13 protein-coding genes are annotated in these 15,385 nt (G+C 61.6%); 2 read left to right on the forward strand and 11 right to left on the reverse strand.

From position 1 onward, the window contains the following. Window positions 1-63: 63 nt before the first annotated feature. A complete protein-coding gene (gene uvrB / locus CK486_RS02470) occupies window positions 64-2,079 on the forward strand; it encodes an excinuclease ABC subunit UvrB (RefSeq protein WP_095938685.1) in 2,016 nt (671 codons plus the stop codon). On the opposite strand, the gene CK486_RS02475 is transcribed toward uvrB, so the two are convergent. After that, a complete protein-coding gene (locus CK486_RS02475) occupies window positions 2,080-3,411 on the reverse strand; it encodes a deoxyguanosinetriphosphate triphosphohydrolase (RefSeq protein WP_095938686.1) in 1,332 nt (443 codons plus the stop codon). Window positions 3,412-3,783: 372 nt separating this feature from the next. Here CK486_RS02475 and CK486_RS02480 point away from each other — a divergent pair, with 372 nt between their 5' ends. Continuing rightward, window positions 3,784-4,995 carry an ammonium transporter gene (locus CK486_RS02480; RefSeq protein ID WP_095938687.1) on the forward strand — a complete coding sequence of 404 codons (1,212 nt, stop codon included), beginning with the start codon at window positions 3,784-3,786 and terminating at the stop codon, window positions 4,993-4,995. Window positions 4,996-5,049: 54 nt separating this feature from the next. Here CK486_RS02480 and hemN read toward each other — a convergent pair whose 3' ends face one another. From hemN to ccoN, 10 genes are all read right to left on the reverse strand, one after another. Then, on the reverse strand, window positions 5,050-6,432 hold the full coding sequence (gene hemN / locus CK486_RS02485) for an oxygen-independent coproporphyrinogen III oxidase (RefSeq protein WP_095938688.1): 1,383 nt from the start codon (window positions 6,430-6,432) through the stop codon (window positions 5,050-5,052). A gap of 129 nt (window positions 6,433-6,561) precedes the next feature. Further along, window positions 6,562-7,245 (reverse strand): sulfite exporter TauE/SafE family protein, encoded by a 684-nt coding sequence (locus CK486_RS02490; RefSeq protein ID WP_095938689.1) that lies wholly within the window; start codon window positions 7,243-7,245, stop codon window positions 6,562-6,564. Continuing rightward, window positions 7,238-7,444 carry a cbb3-type cytochrome oxidase assembly protein CcoS gene (gene ccoS / locus CK486_RS02495; RefSeq protein ID WP_095938690.1) on the reverse strand — a complete coding sequence of 69 codons (207 nt, stop codon included), beginning with the start codon at window positions 7,442-7,444 and terminating at the stop codon, window positions 7,238-7,240. The genes CK486_RS02490 and ccoS overlap by 8 nt, the downstream gene beginning before the upstream one ends. A gap of 19 nt (window positions 7,445-7,463) precedes the next feature. Further along, entirely contained in the window at window positions 7,464-9,857 is a 2,394-nt protein-coding gene (locus CK486_RS02500) for a heavy metal translocating P-type ATPase (protein ID WP_095938691.1), read from the reverse strand. Window positions 9,858-9,868: 11 nt separating this feature from the next. Beyond that, window positions 9,869-10,372, reverse strand: a complete 504-nt coding sequence (locus CK486_RS02505) for a FixH family protein (RefSeq protein ID WP_095938692.1) — start codon at window positions 10,370-10,372, stop codon at window positions 9,869-9,871. Between the two features lie 11 nt (window positions 10,373-10,383). After that, a complete protein-coding gene (gene ccoG / locus CK486_RS02510) occupies window positions 10,384-11,799 on the reverse strand; it encodes a cytochrome c oxidase accessory protein CcoG (RefSeq protein WP_095938693.1) in 1,416 nt (471 codons plus the stop codon). Between the two features lie 136 nt (window positions 11,800-11,935). After that, the gene (ccoP, locus tag CK486_RS02515) at window positions 11,936-12,877 is read right to left on the reverse strand and encodes a cytochrome-c oxidase, cbb3-type subunit III (protein WP_095938694.1); all 942 of its coding nucleotides are present in this window, start codon (window positions 12,875-12,877) and stop codon (window positions 11,936-11,938) included. Further along, a complete protein-coding gene (locus CK486_RS02520; protein WP_095939046.1) occupies window positions 12,874-13,059 on the reverse strand; it encodes a cbb3-type cytochrome c oxidase subunit 3 in 186 nt (61 codons plus the stop codon). Before CK486_RS02520 ends, ccoP begins: the two co-directional genes overlap by 4 nt. Before the next feature lie 6 nt (window positions 13,060-13,065). Beyond that, the gene (ccoO, locus tag CK486_RS02525) at window positions 13,066-13,680 is read right to left on the reverse strand and encodes a cytochrome-c oxidase, cbb3-type subunit II (RefSeq protein ID WP_095938695.1); all 615 of its coding nucleotides are present in this window, start codon (window positions 13,678-13,680) and stop codon (window positions 13,066-13,068) included. After that, on the reverse strand, window positions 13,680-15,122 hold the full coding sequence (gene ccoN, locus CK486_RS02530; protein ID WP_095938696.1) for a cytochrome-c oxidase, cbb3-type subunit I: 1,443 nt from the start codon (window positions 15,120-15,122) through the stop codon (window positions 13,680-13,682). Before ccoN ends, ccoO begins: the two co-directional genes overlap by 1 nt. Between the last annotated feature and the right edge of the window lie 263 nt (window positions 15,123-15,385).

Below are 15,385 nucleotides of genomic sequence, written 5' to 3' on the forward strand. Positions count from 1 at the left end.
GCTTTTACACAGGCTTTGACGCACAATTTTAGTGCGCGTCACATGCCATTGCCGAGGTGCTGCATGTCTGCGTTTGAACTGGTCACCCGTTATACCCCTGCCGGCGATCAGCCAGAGGCCATTCGTCAGCTGGTCGAGGGGCTGCAGGCTGGACTGTCGCACCAGACGCTGCTGGGGGTTACCGGTTCAGGCAAGACCTTCAGCATTGCCAATTTGATTGCCCAGGTACAGCGCCCGACGCTGGTTCTGGCGCCGAACAAGACCCTGGCGGCGCAGCTGTATGGCGAGTTCAAGAGTTTCTTCCCGAACAATGCGGTGGAGTATTTCGTTTCCTATTACGACTACTACCAGCCGGAAGCCTATGTGCCGTCATCGGACACCTTCATCGAGAAGGATGCCTCGATCAATGATCACATCGAGCAGATGCGCCTGTCGGCCACTAAGGCGTTGCTGGAACGTCCTGACGCGATCATCGTCTGCACCGTTTCGTCGATCTACGGTCTGGGTGATCCGGCGTCTTACCTGAAAATGGTTCTGCATGTGGATCGTGGCGACAAGCTGGATCAGCGCGAGTTGCTGCGTCGTCTGACCGGCCTGCAGTACACGCGTAACGATATGGATTTTGCCCGCGCTACCTTCCGTGTGCGTGGCGATGTGATCGATGTCTTCCCCGCCGAATCCGACCTCGAGGCCATCCGCATTGAGCTGTTCGATGATGAGGTGGAGAGTCTCTCGGCCTTCGATCCGCTGACCGGCGAGGTGATTCGAAAGCTGCCACGCTTCACCTTCTACCCCAAAAGCCACTATGTGACCCCGCGTGAGGTGCTGCTGGAGGCGGTGGAGAAGATCAAGGTCGAGCTCAAGGAGCGTCTGGAGTATCTGCGTGGCGAGAACAAGCTGGTTGCAGCCGAGCGTCTGGAGCAGCGCACGCGCTTCGATCTGGAGATGATTCTGGAGCTGGGCTACTGCAACGGCATCGAGAACTACTCGCGCTATCTGTCCGGGCGCGGTGTGGGCGAGGCGCCGCCCACCTTGTATGACTACCTGCCAGCCAACTCACTGCTGGTGATCGATGAGTCCCATGTCTCGGTGCCGCAGGTCGGGGCCATGTTCAAGGGCGACCGTTCGCGCAAGGAAACTCTGGTCGAGTACGGCTTCCGTCTGCCCTCGGCGCTGGACAACCGGCCGCTGCGTTTCGAAGAATGGGAGGCCATCAGCCCGCAGACCATTTTTGTTTCCGCAACGCCGGGCCCTTACGAGGCCGATCATGCCGGTCGCGTGGTCGAGCAGGTAGTGCGCCCGACGGGGCTGGTTGACCCGGAAATCGAAGTGCGTCCGGCGACCACTCAGGTCGATGACCTGCTCTCGGAAATCCGCAAGCGCGTGGCCGTCGAGGAGCGGGTGCTGGTCACCACCCTGACCAAGCGCATGGCCGAGGACCTTACCGATTATCTGGCTGACCACGATGTGAAGGTGCGCTACCTGCATTCGGACATCGACACGGTGGAGCGGGTGGAGATCATCCGCGACCTGCGTACCGGCGCCTTCGATGTGCTGGTGGGTATCAACCTGCTGCGTGAAGGGCTGGATATGCCCGAGGTGTCGCTGGTGGCGATCCTCGATGCCGACAAGGAAGGCTTCCTGCGCAGCGAGCGCTCGCTGATTCAGACCATCGGCCGTGCGGCTCGCAACCTCAATGGCCGGGCGATTCTCTATGCCGACCGCATGACCGGTTCGATGGAGCGTGCCATTGGCGAGACCGAGCGGCGCCGGGCCAAGCAGGTTGCTTTCAACGAAGCCCATGGCATCGTGCCCAAGGGCGTGAAGAAGGATATCCGCGACATACTCGAGGGGGCTGTGGTGCCCGGCGCGCGCGGCGGCAAGCGAAAGGGACTGGCCAAGGTGGCCGAGGAGAGTGGGCGTTACGAGAACGAGCTGCGTTCACCCAGCGAGATCACCAAGCGTATTCGCGTACTGGAAGAAAAGATGTACAGCCTGGCGCGCGACCTCGAATTCGAGGCCGCGGCCCAGCTGCGCGACGAGATCCAGAAACTGCGTGACCGTCTGCTGCAGGTCTGATCAGACCGGGCTGGAGCGCCCGGTCATTTCCCGCGCCATTTCGGTGGCATAGCTGTCGGTCATGCCGGCGATGAAGTCGATCACCCGCAGGAAACTGTGGTACAGCGGCTGTTGCGGGTCTGGTGCGTTGTTGCCGAGTAGGTCGAGAATGCGCCGGTTCTTGAAGGAAGGGGCATTGCCGCCGTGCTGCTCCAGCGCCGCGCCGCAGAAAGCATTGAGAAGAATTTCCAGGGTGGTGTAGGCACCGATCTCGTGCAGCGTCTTGCGCTTGTCCTGAAAGATCTTTTCCCGGGCGATGGCCTTGGCCTGCAGCACGCAACGTTTGGCCGGGCCGTGCATGTGCTCGACCAGATCGCCCTGCAGTGAGCCGCTCAGCAGGGCGTGCTGCTGCTCGACAAAGGCATGTGCCGCCGCGTTGGTCAGGTGTTCGATGGCCTTGCCGCGCAGGATGGCCAGCTTGCGCCGGCGCGAGTCACGTGGCCCCAGTAACCGGTAGGTTTCCGGCAGGTCGTCACCCACCAGATCAAGCAGCAGGGCTTCGACCTCGGCGTACTCGAGCAGGTCCATTTCCAGGCCGTCTTCCAGGTCGATCAGGCCATAGCAGATGTCATCGGCGGCTTCCATCAGGTACACCAGCGGGTGTCTGGCCCAGCGCTGGTGCTCCAGTTGCGGCAATCCCAGCTTGTTGGCGATCTGTTCCAGCAGTGGCAATTCGCTCTGGTAACAACCGAACTTGTGCTTCTTGTAGCCCAGTGCATCCGCGTGACGGGCAGTCCAGGGGTATTTCAGGTAGGCGCCGAGGGTGGCGTAGGTCAGGCGCGTGCCGCCGTCGAACTGGTGGTATTCCAGCTGGGTGAGCACACGAAAGCCCTGGGCGTTGCCCTCGAAATTGAGGAAGTCACCGCGCTGCGCTTCGTTCATGTCATCCAGCCAGCCACGGCCGGCGGCCTGCTGGAACCAGTAGCGGATGGCGTCCTCGCCTGAATGGCCGAAGGGCGGGTTACCAATGTCGTGGGCCAGACAGGCCGACTGCACGATTACGCCAAGATCGCTCGGTTCGCACCAGTCCGGCAGTTCCTCGCGCAGCATTTCACCGACACGCATGCCCAGTGAGCGGCCGACGCAGCCGACTTCCAGCGAGTGGGTGAGGCGCGTGTGAATGTGGTCGTTGCTGGAGACCGGATGCACTTGTGTCTTGCGTCCCAAGCGGCGAAAGGCGCCGGAGAAGATGATGCGGTCATGGTCTTTATGAAAGGGGCTGCGGCCCAGCTCTTCCGAGCTGTGCAGAACTTTACCCAAGCGTTCGCGGGTGAGCAGGTTGTGCCAATCCAAAGCCATTCCTCGGGTGATCGCTGAATGCCTTAGCTTCGGGCTTGTTGTCGCGGCGTGCAAGGTCACTAATGCTTGGGTTGTGACCTCTTGTGGTGCGCTGCACTTTTATGGGCATGGACCTTGCTGAGTGATGGTGCGCAAGGTGTGGGGTGCATCCCCTGCCAGGCGCAAGTGTAATGTGCGTTCAGAGCAATAAAGCCCTTAAAACCAAGGCTTTCGATCGAATCAGTGGTGTGCGCAGGCAGCCCGGCCAACGGAGCTGGCGTCGATGAAGTCAATGAAAGGGTAAGGTTAGTGCATTGAAATGGTGCGCTATTCGAGTTGCGTGAACTTATATGGTGCCAACCCTTAGCGACGGAGCCTTGTTCGTCAATGGAAAACCTCAATAGTGCCGTGGAAACGCTGATACACGGCTCCAATACCCTGTTTATTCTGCTGGGTGCCATCATGGTTCTGGCCATGCACGCCGGTTTTGCCTTCCTTGAAGTGGGCACGGTGCGGCAGAAGAATCAGGTCAATGCCCTGTCGAAGATCCTCGCCGATTTCGCCATGTCGACCCTGGCTTATTTCTTTATTGGCTACTGGATCGCCTATGGTGTGACCTTTCTCGAGCCCGCCAGCGCGCTGACGGCCGACAGTGGCTACGCCCTGGTCAAATTCTTCTTCCTGCTGACCTTCGCGGCGGCGATTCCGGCAATCATCTCCGGTGGTATCGCCGAGCGGGCCAAGTTTGGTCCGCAGTTGTGCGCCACGCTGCTGATCGTGGCCTTCATCTATCCGTTCTTCGAAGGTCTGATCTGGAATGGCAACTTCGGTGTGCAGGACTGGCTGAAAGCCAGCTTTGGCGCCCCGTTCCATGACTTTGCCGGTTCGGTGGTGGTGCACGCAGTCGGTGGCTGGCTGGCTTTTGCCGCCGTGCTGCTGCTGGGGCGCCGCGACGGGCGCTATCGTGATGGTCGTCTGGTGGCCTTTGCGCCCTCGAACATTCCGTTCCTGGCTCTGGGCTCCTGGATTCTCATCGTCGGCTGGTTCGGCTTCAACGTCATGAGCGCGCAGACCGTGGCAGGCATCAGCGGTCTGGTGGCGGTCAACTCGCTCATGGCGATGGTCGGCGGTACGGTGACCGCGCTGCTGGTTGGCCGCAATGACCCGGGCTTCCTGCACAACGGTCCGCTGGCGGGGCTGGTGGCCGTGTGTGCCGGTTCCGATCTGATGCATCCGGTCGGTGCGCTGATCACCGGTGCCATTGCCGGCGCGCTGTTTGTCTGGGCGTTCACTGCGACGCAGAAGAGCTGGAAAATCGATGATGTGCTGGGCGTATGGCCTTTGCATGGTCTGTGCGGCGTTTGGGGCGGCATCGCCTGCGGCATCTTTGGTCAGGAGGCGCTCGCCGGCCTTGGTGGTGTCAGCCTGCTCAGCCAGCTGGCCGGAACTGCCATGGGCGTGGTGATCGCGCTGGTTGGTGGTTTTGCCGTGTATGGCTTGCTGCGGGCGACGCTGGGCATTCGCCTGAGCCAGGAGGAGGAGTACTACGGTGCCGACCTCTCGGTACACAAAATCGGTGCGGTCAGCGCGCACGATTAATCCGATGCCGACAAAAAAGCCCGCCAACTGGCGGGCTTTTTTATGCGTACCGGATCAGATGACCCGGGAAAAGCGCTGGCGGCTCTGCTCGCTGAGGTAGCGGTCGAACAGCATGCAGACCGAGCGGGCCAGCAGGCGGCCGGCTGGTTTGATGTCGATACCGGTGTCGCTGAGACTTATCAGACCGTCGCGGGCCATTTGCTGCAGGTCGGGCCAGACATCGGCGAAGTAGTCACGGAAGACGATGCCGAACTCCTGCTCGATGGGCGCAAACTGCAGTTCGAACTCGCAGATCAGGCGCTGGATGACCTCGCGCCGCACGCGGTCATCGGCATTGCAATGCAGGCCGCGCTTCACTGGCAGCTCGGGGGCGTCCAGCGTGTCCTGATAAACCGCCAGGTCGCTGCTGTTCTGGCTGTAGAGGTCGCCGATCTGGCTGATCGCCGACACACCGAGGCCAATCAGGTCGCAGTGGCCGTGGGTGGTATAGCCCTGGAAGTTGCGCTGCAGGCGGCCGTCTTCCTGGGCGATGGCCAGCTCGTCGTCGGGCAGGGCGAAGTGGTCCATGCCGATGTAGCGGTAACCGGCAGCGGTCAGCTGTTCGATGCTGTTGTGCAGCATGGCCAGCTTCTGTGCCGGGCTCGGCAGGTCTTCGGCATTGATCCGCCGTTGCGGCATGAAACGTTCCGGCAGGTGCGCATAGTTGAACACCGACAAGCGATCGGGCTGCAGGCGGATGATTTCCTCTACCGTGCGGGCGAAACTTTCCGGGGTCTGCTTGGGCAGGCCATAGATCAGGTCGAGGTTGATCGAGCGGAACTGCAGGGTATGCGCGGCATCAATGATGGCGCGGGTTTCCTCCAGCGTCTGCAGGCGATTGACCGCGCGCTGCACTTCCGGGTCGAGGTCCTGCACGCCGAGGCTGATGCGATTGAAGCCCAGCTCGCGCAGCAGACCCATGGTCGACCAGTCGGCTTCGCGCGGATCGATCTCGATGCCGTAGTCACCACTGTCGTCATCCAGCAGATGGAAGTGCTGACGGATAACACTCATCAGCTGGCGCAGTTCATCATGGCTGAGGAAGGTCGGAGTACCACCACCAAAGTGCAGTTGTTCAACCACCTGGCGGTCATCCAGGTGACGGCTGATCAGGGCGATTTCCCGCTCGAGGCGTTCGACGTAGGGCAGGGCGCGACCGCGATCCTTGGTGATGACCTTGTTGCAGGCGCAGTAGTAGCAGATGTTGGCGCAGAACGGCACGTGCACATACAGCGACAACGGGCGCCGGGCTTTGCGGCTGTCCTTGAGGGCGTGCAGCATGTCGAAGCTGCCAACGCCATCGTGGAACTGCACGGCAGTGGGGTAGGAGGTGTAGCGCGGACCCGCCTGATCGTAGCGGCGAATCAGGTCGGCGTCCCAGCGGATCGCGTCGAGCATGGCGGCGTTCCCAGAATCTGGTGAATATGGGGCGAGTCTAGGGAATCGGCGCCACGGGGGCCTTGACCTGTATCAAGCGCTCCGGCGCTGTGCTGGTGACTGGGCGGGAATAGTGGGAGGCTGAGCGCCTCAGTGGCCCATCAGCCAGTGTTGGTGAGGGCCGGGCAGGGTCCACAGGCCAAAGGCAATGACCAGCAGACCACCAGTCAGACGTACACCGCGGCGGCGCAGAAAGTGCCCCAGGCGTTCTGCAGCCAGGCCACTGAGCAGGAGTGCAGGCCAGGTACCGAGACCGAAAGCCAGCATCAGCAGGCCGGCCTGCCCGGGAGAGCCCTGGCTGGCGGCCCACAGCAGAGTGCTATAGACCAGACCGCAGGGCAGCCAGCCCCACAAAGCGCCCAGCAGCAGGGCGCGGGGCAGAGTGGTGACCGGCAAAAGCTTCTGTGCCACGGGCTGAATGTGGCGCCAAAGGCCACGGCCAAGGGCTTCGATGCGGGTCAGTCCGCTCCACCAGCCGGCGAGATACAGGCCCATGGCGATCAGCAGCAGGGCAGCGGCGATGCGCAGCCCGCTGGCCAGCGGACTGTTGCTCAGGGCCCAGCCGGCACTGCCAAGCAGCAGGCCGGCACTGGCATAGCTGAGGATGCGGCCGAGGTTGTAGGCCAGCAGCAGTTGCAGACGACGACTGCGCTGTTCGGGTGGAATGGCTAGGGTCAGGGCGCCCATCAGACCTCCGCACATGCCAAAACAATGCCCGCCGCCGAGAAGGCCGAGCATTAGGGCCGAGGCGAGCAGGGGCAGCAACTCAAGCATGCGGTGGGTTCTTGTCCTGTTTGTCGGCTGCCTGCTCGACGCCGGCCTTGTGCTTTGGGTCTTCGTCGTCGAACAGAATGCTGTGGGCCGGGCCGTCGAGGTCATCGTACTGGCCACTGTCGACGGCCCAGAAGAACAGCCAGATGGCCAGGGCGACCACGATTATGGCGATGGGGATCATCACATACAGAGCGGGCATAGCATCTCCGGGAAACTCATCAGCGGCTCAGGCGCAGGGCGTTGATCACCACCACGAGCGAGCTCAGCGACATGCCCAGTGCGGCCCAGCCGGGGGTAACCCAGCCCAAGGCAGCGAAGGGCAGGATCAGGCCATTGTACAGGCAGGCCCAGCCGAGGTTCTCGATAATGATGCGGCGGGTACGGCGGGCCATGGCGAAGGCTTGCACCAGGCTGTCCAGCCGATTGGATAACAGCACAGCGTCGGCACTGGTCTTGGCCAGATCGGTGGCCGAGCCCATGGCAATGCTGATATCCGCCGCAGCCAGAACCGGTACGTCATTGACCCCGTCGCCCAGCATCAGCACACGCCGCCCCTCGGCGTGCAACTGGCGCAGTACGTTCAGCTTGTCGTCGGGTGTCAGGCCGCCGCGGGCATCGTCGATGCGCAGTTGTCTGGCCAGCGTCTGCACCATGGGTGAGCTGTCGCCGGAGAGCAGCAGCACGCGCCAGCCGCGCTGGCGGGCCGCGTCCAGCAGTGCCGGTGCATCGCTGCGCAGGCGGTCGTCGAGCACCAGCCAGGCCAGTGGCCCCTGTTGGTCGCCCAGTAGCAGCCACTGGCCCTGATCGCCGGGGATGGCCGGGGCGTTCTGACCGCTCAGTTGCGCAACGAAAGCGGCCTGGCCGATGCGTAGCTGGCGGCCATCGACCACGCCCTCGAGGCCCAGTCCAGGGTGGCTGATCAGCCCGGTGGCCGGTTGCACGCGACCGAACGCGCGGGCAATCGGGTGCTCGGAGCCGCTTTCGAGGGCAGCGGCCAGGGTCAGGCAAGTATCGCTGTCGAGGTCACGCAGGGGCAGTACGCGGCTGAGGGTAAGGCGACCTTCGGTAAGGGTGCCGGTCTTGTCGAGGATCAGTGTGTCTATCTGATTGAGACCTTCCAGCACATGGCCGCGGGTCAGCAGCAGGCCCAGCTTGTGCAGGCTGCCGGTGGCGGTTGTCAGCGCCGTGGGGGTGGCCAGCGACAGGGCGCAGGGGCAGGTGGCAACCAGCAGGGCGAGGACGATCCAGAAGGCCCGCTGCGGGTCTATCTGCCACCAGACCAGGCCGACTACTGTCGCGACGCCAAGCACGATGAGCAGGAACCACTGGGCGACCTTGTCGGCCAGTTCGGCAAGACGCGGCTTGTCGGCCTGAGCCCGTTCCAGCAGGCGGACGATGGCGGAGAGCCGGGTAGCCGCGCCCAGTGCCTGAACTTCGATGGTCAGCGGTCCTTCGACATTCAGTGTGCCGGCTGTGACGCTGTCACCCACCGTGCGCGGCAGCGGCAGATACTCACCGGTGAGCAGCGATTCGTCGATGCTGGACTGGCCGGCGAGGATGCGGCCGTCGGCCGGCAGGCTGTGCCCCGGCGGGATCACCACCTGATCGCCGACGCTCAGCTCGCTGACCAGCACGCGCTGGCTGACTCCGGCGGCATCCAGGCGCAGACAGGAAGCGGGGAGCAGGTTGACCAGCTGTGAAGTGGCTGCTGCCGTGCGCTCGCGGGCTCGGCGCTCCAGGTAGCGACCGGCCAGAAGGAACAGGGCGAACATGCCGACGGCGTCGTAGTACAGCTCACCGACCCCCGTCACGGTGGACCAGATACCGGCCAGATAGGCGCCGCCAATGGCCAGGGATACCGAGATGTCCATCGTCAAGTGGCGGGTACGCAGGTCGCGCAGGGCACCCTTGAAGAAGTCGGTGCAGCAGTAGAAGACAATCGGTGTGGTCAGAAACAGGCTGGTCCAGCGCAGGATGCGGTCCATGTCGGCCGACAGGTCGAGATTGAACTCCGGCCAGGTGGCCATGGCGGCCATCATCACCTGCATCCACAAAAGCCCGGCCACGCCCAGTTGACGGAGAGCCCGGCGGTTTTCCCGCTGTAACAGTTCAGCGGCCTGATCGGCCTGATAGGGGTGAGCGACGTAACCAATCTTGCGCAGCTCGCCCAGCAGTTGGCTGAGCGGCAGCTGGCTGTCGGCCCAGCGTACTTGCAGGCGCTGGTTGGACAGGTTGAGCTGGGCCTCGGCGATCGCCGGCAGACCGCGCAGGTGGCGCTCGATCAGCCAGCCGCAGGCAGCGCAGCTGATGCCCTCGATCAGCAGACAGGTTTCAGCCAGCTCCCCTGCATGCTGCACATAGCCAGCCTGCACATCGGGACGATCGTAGAGTGCCAGTTCATCCTGCAGCTGGCGGGGCAGGGCATCTGGGTTGCTGGCATTTTCGGTGCGGTGACGGTAGTAGCCGTCGAGCCCGCCGGCAACGATGGCCTCGGCTACCGCCTGGCAGCCCGGACAGCAGAAGGCCCGCGGCTCATCGAGCACACGGGCCTGAAACCGGCTGCCGGCCGGAACCGGCAGGCCGCAATGAAAGCACGCGGTGGGGCTGTTCATCGCTCAATCAATCAGTAGCCAAGCTGCACAGGCTGGCTGCCCGTCAGCGTCTTCTCTTCATACAGGCGCCATTGCTCACCGCCTTCACTGCCAAGCACTTCGATGAAGCGGCGACCCTGAGGGAAGTCCTGTAGCAGGCCGCGGTACAGATCGCCCTCAGCCGGTTGCAGAACGACCCGGCGATCACGCTCGGGCTGGGTTGGCGAGATCAGGTTGAGCTCCAGCTGTTGCGGCTTGCTGATGCCCTGCAGGCGCAGCTCGGCGATGCCGGTTTCTTCATGCAGGGTGAGGCTGCCGCGCATGCCCAGGCGCTTGGCCAGGTCTTCGCGCTTGAGCGACTGGTTGATGCCTTTGCCGACGTCGTAGTAGTTGTCGACCACCAGACTGTCGCCCTCGTTGACGGCGATGTACACCAGACTGAGCCCGAGTACCACTGAGCTGGCCAGAATGGCAATGATGAACCAGGCCCAGAACTGCTTGTACCACTGGCTTGTAACGGGGGCTTCAGACTGCATGGCAAACCTTATCAACGTACGCTCGGGCCGATGAAGCGGCTGTCCGAGTCACTCTGGATGGACGGGTCATCCACCGCTTTGACGGTGAAGACAATTTCATTGGTGCTCGAGGGCAGCTTCTCCGGATCGATGGACAGCTCCACGGGCAGCGAGAAGACTTCACCTTCGGCAGCAGTGATTTCACGCTTGCCTTCATAGTGCAGGCCTTCCAGGCCGCTCACTTCGATCACGAAGGTCTGCTCGCGCTGGGCCTTGTTCATGATCTTGACGTTGTACACGTTCTCGATACGGCCTTCTTCGTTCTCGCGGTACAGCACGCGGTCCTTGAGGACATCGAGCTCGACCAGGGAGCGGTTGAGCACCGCATAGCCGAATAGCGTCATCATGACCAGCAAGGCTGCGGCGTAGCCTATCAGGCGCGGGCGCAGCAGGTGCGTCTTCTGGCCAGATAGATTGTGTTCAGTTGTGTAGCTGATCAGGCCGCGCGGGTAGCCCATCTTGTCCATGATGCTGTCACACGCGTCGATACAGGCCGCGCAGGTGATGCACTCGAATTGCAGGCCGTCGCGGATGTCGATGCCAGTGGGGCAGACGTGCACGCACATCTTGCAGTCGATGCAGTCGCCAAGGCCCTGAGCTTTATAGTCCGCATCCTTTTTGCGGGCGCCGCGGCCTTCACCACGGCGAGCGTCGTAGGAGACGATCAGGGTGTCCTTGTCGAACATGACGCTTTGGAAACGGCCGTACGGACACATGTAAATACACACGTTCTCGCGCAGCCAGCCGGCATTGCCGTAGGTGGCAAGGGTAAAGAACGCGACCCAGAAGTACGCATAGCCGTCAGCTTCACCACTCAGCAGCGAGGGAATCAGTTCACGTACGGGGGTAAAGTAGCCGACAAAGGTCAGGCCGGTGACCAGGCCGATGAGAATCCACAGGCTGTGCTTGGCGCTCTTGCGCAGCAGCTTCTGCAGGCTCATGGGCTGCTTGTCGAGTTTCATGCGCTGGTTGCGGTCACCCTCGGTGACTTTCTCGCACCACATGAAGATCCAGGTCCAGACGCTCTGCGGGCAGGTATAACCGCACCACACGCGTCCAGCGAAGACGGTAATGAAGAACAGGCCAAAGGCGCAGATGATCAGCAGCCAGGACAGCAGCATGAAGTCCTGTGGCCAGATGGTCATGCCGAAGATATAGAACTTGCGCTCGGGAAGGTCCCAGAGAACAGCCTGGCGATCGCCCCAGTTGATCCAGGCGGTGCCGAAATAGAGCAGGAAGAGAAAGGCTCCGCCGACCATGCGCAGGTTGCGGAAGAGGCCGGTGAAGGCTTTGGTGTAGATCTTTTCCCGGCTGGCGTAGAGATCAACGGTGTTCTTGCCGTTGTTCGCCTTGGGAGTGACGTCTTTGACTGGAATCTGTTCGGTCATCACGGCGTACCACTGCTTTATTTAAGTATCCAGTCAGGTTTCCCTGACTGGAATAAGCTTATAACTAAATCATATGGTACGCCTGATGGCGGTCTGCCTGTGTGCGACAGGGCGTCGCGGCAGAGGTGGGGAGTGCTTACTCCCCGGACTTCTTCTGCGACAGGCTGTACACGTAAGCAGCCAGCAGGTGCACCTTGTCATTGCCAAGGAACTCGGCCTGAGCCGGCATACGACCATTACGGCCATAGCGCAGCGTCTGCTGAACCTGGGCGAAACTGGAGCCATAGAGCCAGGTCTTGTCGGTCAGGTTCGGCGCGCCCATGGCGTGCTGACCTTTGCCTTCAGGACCGTGACAGGCTACACAATTGGTGGCAAACAGCTGTTGACCTGCAGCAACGTCAACCCCTTCCGGGTTCTTCAGACCGGACAGGCTGCGCACGTAGGCGGCAACGTTCTTGATGCCGTCTTCCCCGATTACTGCTGCCCAAGCCGGCATTGCTGCCTGACGGCCGCCCATGATGGTGGTCTTGATGGTTTCAGGTTCACCACCATACAGCCAGTCATTGTCGGTGAGGTTGGGGAAGCCGTGGTTGCCCTTGGCGTCGGAACCGTGGCAGACCGAGCAGTTGGAAGCGAATAGGCGGCTACCCATTTTCAGGGCCTGCTCATCCTTGGCTACTTCCTCGATCGGCATGGCGGCATATTTGGCGAAGATCGGACCGTACTGCTCGTCCGCCTTGGCCATTTCCTTTTCCCACTGGTGCACGCCGGTCCAGCCCTTTTCACCACTCTTGAAGCTGGTGGCGTCCTGGTAGCCCGGCAGCAGGCCTTTCCAGTTACCCATGCCCGGGTACAGCAGCAGGTAGCCAACGCCAAACACCAGGGTGCTGACGAAGAGCATGAACCACCACTTGGGCAGCGGATTGTCGAACTCCTGAATGCCGTCAAAGGCGTGGTCCAGGGTTTCTTCAGTAGTGTCCTTGCGCTGGCCCTTGCGGGTGGCAAAGATCAACCAGGTCAGCCCCACGAGGGTGCCGCCGGTCAGGATGGTGATGTACCAACTCCAGAAAGTGGTCATTCGCTCTTACTCCTAGAAGCTTTTTCGTCACGCGCAGCGGCATCGGGCTCATCGGCGAAGGGGAGGTTGGCGGCTTCGTCAAATTCGCTCTTGCGACGGCTGCTGAAGGCCCAGAGGATCAGGCCGACAAAGGCGATGAGTACGACTGCGGTGCCAAGACCGCGAAGAGTCCCGATATCCATCATGCGTTACCGTGTGTTCTTGAGGCTGGTGCCCAGCACTTGCAGGTAGGCCACCAGGGCATCCATTTCGGTCTTGCCCTTGACGGCATCCTTGGCGCCAGCGATGTCTTCGTCGGTGTAAGGCACGCCCAGGGTGCGCATGGCTTCAAGCTTCTTGGCGGTATTCTTGCCGTCCAGCTTGTTTTCCACCAGCCACGGGTAGGCCGGCATCTTCGATTCCGGTACTACGTTGCGCGGGTTGTACAGGTGGGCACGGTGCCAGTCGTCGGAGTAGCGGCCGCCTACGCGGGCCAGATCCGGACCGGTACGCTTGGAGCCCCACAGGAACGGATGGTCATAGACACTTTCACCGGCAACGGAGTAGTGGCCATAACGCTCGGTTTCAGCGCGGAACGGACGGACCATCTGTGAGTGGCAGCTGACGCAGCCTTCGCGGATGTACAGGTCGCGACCTTCCAGTTGCAGGGCGGTGTACGGCTTGAGGCCAGCTACCGGCTCAGTGGTTTCTTTCTGGAAGAACAGCGGCACGATCTGCACCAGGCCGCCGATGGAGACGGCCAGAACCATGCACAGGGCCATCAGGCCGATATTCTTCTCGAGGAGTTCGTGTTTGCTGCTCATCAGTGGGCTGCCTCTACAGTGAACTTGGCTGCAGCTTCATATTCAGCCGGGTTGGCGGCACGCACGGTACGCCAGGTGTTGTAGGCCATCAGCAGCATGCCGGTAACGAAGAAGGCGCCGCCGATCATGCGTACCAGATAGCCGTAGTGGCTGGCTTCCAGGGCTTCAACGAAGGAGTAGGTGAGGGTGCCGTCTTCGTTGACTGCGCGCCACATCAGACCCTGGGTGATGCCGTTGACCCACATGGAGGCGATGTACAGCACGGTGCCGACAGTGGCCAGCCAGAAGTGAGCGTTGATCAGGCCGATGCTGTGCATCTGCTGACGGCCGAACACTTTCGGGATCAAATGGTAGATGGAACCGATGGAAATCATGGCTACCCAGCCGAGGGCGCCAGCGTGCACGTGGCCGATGGTCCAGTCGGTGTAGTGAGACAAGGCGTTGACGGTCTTGATGGCCATCATCGGGCCTTCGAAGGTGGACATGCCGTAGAAGGCCAGGGACACCACCAGGAAGCGCAGGATGGGGTCGGTGCGCAGCTTATGCCAGGCGCCGGACAGGGTCATCATGCCGTTGATCATGCCGCCCCAGCTCGGAGCCAGCAGAATCAGGGACATCACCATGCCCAGGGACTGAGCCCAGTCCGGCAGCGCGGTGTAGTGCAGGTGGTGCGGACCGGCCCAGATGTACAGGGTGATCAGTGCCCAGAAGTGCACGATCGACAGGCGGTAGGAGTAGATCGGGCGGGCAGCCTGCTTCGGTACGAAGTAGTACATCATGCCGAGGAAGCCGGCAGTCAGGAAGAAGCCCACGGCGTTGTGGCCGTACCACCACTGGATCATCGCGTCAGTCGCACCCGAATAGATCGAGTAGGACTTCAGGGCGCCAACCGGCAGCTCCAGGTTGTTGACGATGTGTAGCAGGGCGACGGTGAGAATGAATCCACCGAAGAACCAGTTACCGACATAGATATGCTTGGTGGTGCGCTTGACGATGGTGCCAAAGAACACTAGGGCATAGCTCACCCACACTACTGCAATCAGGATGTCGATCGGCCATTCCAGCTCGGCGTATTCCTTCGAGGTGGTATAACCCAGCGGCAGCGTAATCACGGCAAGCACGATGATTGCCTGCCAGCCCCAGAAGGTGAAGGCCGCCAGCGAGTCAGAAATCAGTCGTGCCTGGGACGTGCGCTGTACCACGTAATAGGACGTGGCAAACAGGGCGCAACCGCCGAAGGCGAAGATCACTGCGTTGGTATGCAGAGGACGCAGACGGCCGAAGCTTGTCCACGGGAGGTTCAGGTTGAGTTCCGGCCACACCAGTTGTGCGGCGATCAGAACACCGAGAGCCATGCCAATGACCCCCCAGATCACCGTCATGACGGCGAACTGGCGGACCACCTTATAGTTATAAGCAGTCTGACTGATTGCTGTGCTCATGCTAGGGGTTCCACGGTTAGAAGGAAGGCGCGCGACGCAAGGTCGCACCCGCTCAAAAAAGCGGCGGCAAGTATGGAGAAAGGCCTTTTTCAATGCAACGACACACACTGAAACATTACGCCTAGTAGGGACTTGCAGCCGTTATTGATGACACGCCACTGACACTGAATGCTGTTCAGCGGAGTGCATCCAATCTGCGCGTAAAAAAAGGCTCGCCTTGGAGTTGTGCGGGTGGCGATGCAAAACAGCTTAGCGTGCTCTGA

Source organism: Pseudomonas sp. HAR-UPW-AIA-41 (assembly GCF_002304225.1).
In the GTDB taxonomy this organism is placed as follows: domain Bacteria; phylum Pseudomonadota; class Gammaproteobacteria; order Pseudomonadales; family Pseudomonadaceae; genus Aquipseudomonas.

What these genes read in the sequence shown, in the direction of transcription:
- uvrB (WP_095938685.1), top strand. Translation starts at nt 64, where the DNA reads ATGTCTGCGTTTGAACTGGTCACCCGTTATACCCCTGCCGGCGATCAG.
- CK486_RS02480 (WP_095938687.1), top strand. Translation starts at nt 3,784, where the DNA reads ATGGAAAACCTCAATAGTGCCGTGGAAACGCTGATACACGGCTCCAAT.
- hemN (WP_095938688.1), bottom strand. Translation starts at nt 6,432, where the DNA reads ATGCTCGACGCGATCCGCTGGGACGCCGACCTGATTCGCCGCTACGAT.
- CK486_RS02490 (WP_095938689.1), bottom strand. Translation starts at nt 7,245, where the DNA reads ATGCTTGAGTTGCTGCCCCTGCTCGCCTCGGCCCTAATGCTCGGCCTT.
- ccoS (WP_095938690.1), bottom strand. Translation starts at nt 7,444, where the DNA reads ATGCCCGCTCTGTATGTGATGATCCCCATCGCCATAATCGTGGTCGCC.
- CK486_RS02500 (WP_095938691.1), bottom strand. Translation starts at nt 9,857, where the DNA reads ATGAACAGCCCCACCGCGTGCTTTCATTGCGGCCTGCCGGTTCCGGCC.
- CK486_RS02505 (WP_095938692.1), bottom strand. Translation starts at nt 10,372, where the DNA reads ATGCAGTCTGAAGCCCCCGTTACAAGCCAGTGGTACAAGCAGTTCTGG.
- ccoG (WP_095938693.1), bottom strand. Translation starts at nt 11,799, where the DNA reads ATGACCGAACAGATTCCAGTCAAAGACGTCACTCCCAAGGCGAACAAC.
- ccoP (WP_095938694.1), bottom strand. Translation starts at nt 12,877, where the DNA reads ATGACCACTTTCTGGAGTTGGTACATCACCATCCTGACCGGCGGCACC.
- CK486_RS02520 (WP_095939046.1), bottom strand. Translation starts at nt 13,059, where the DNA reads ATGGATATCGGGACTCTTCGCGGTCTTGGCACCGCAGTCGTACTCATC.
- ccoO (WP_095938695.1), bottom strand. Translation starts at nt 13,680, where the DNA reads ATGAGCAGCAAACACGAACTCCTCGAGAAGAATATCGGCCTGATGGCC.
- ccoN (WP_095938696.1), bottom strand. Translation starts at nt 15,122, where the DNA reads ATGAGCACAGCAATCAGTCAGACTGCTTATAACTATAAGGTGGTCCGC.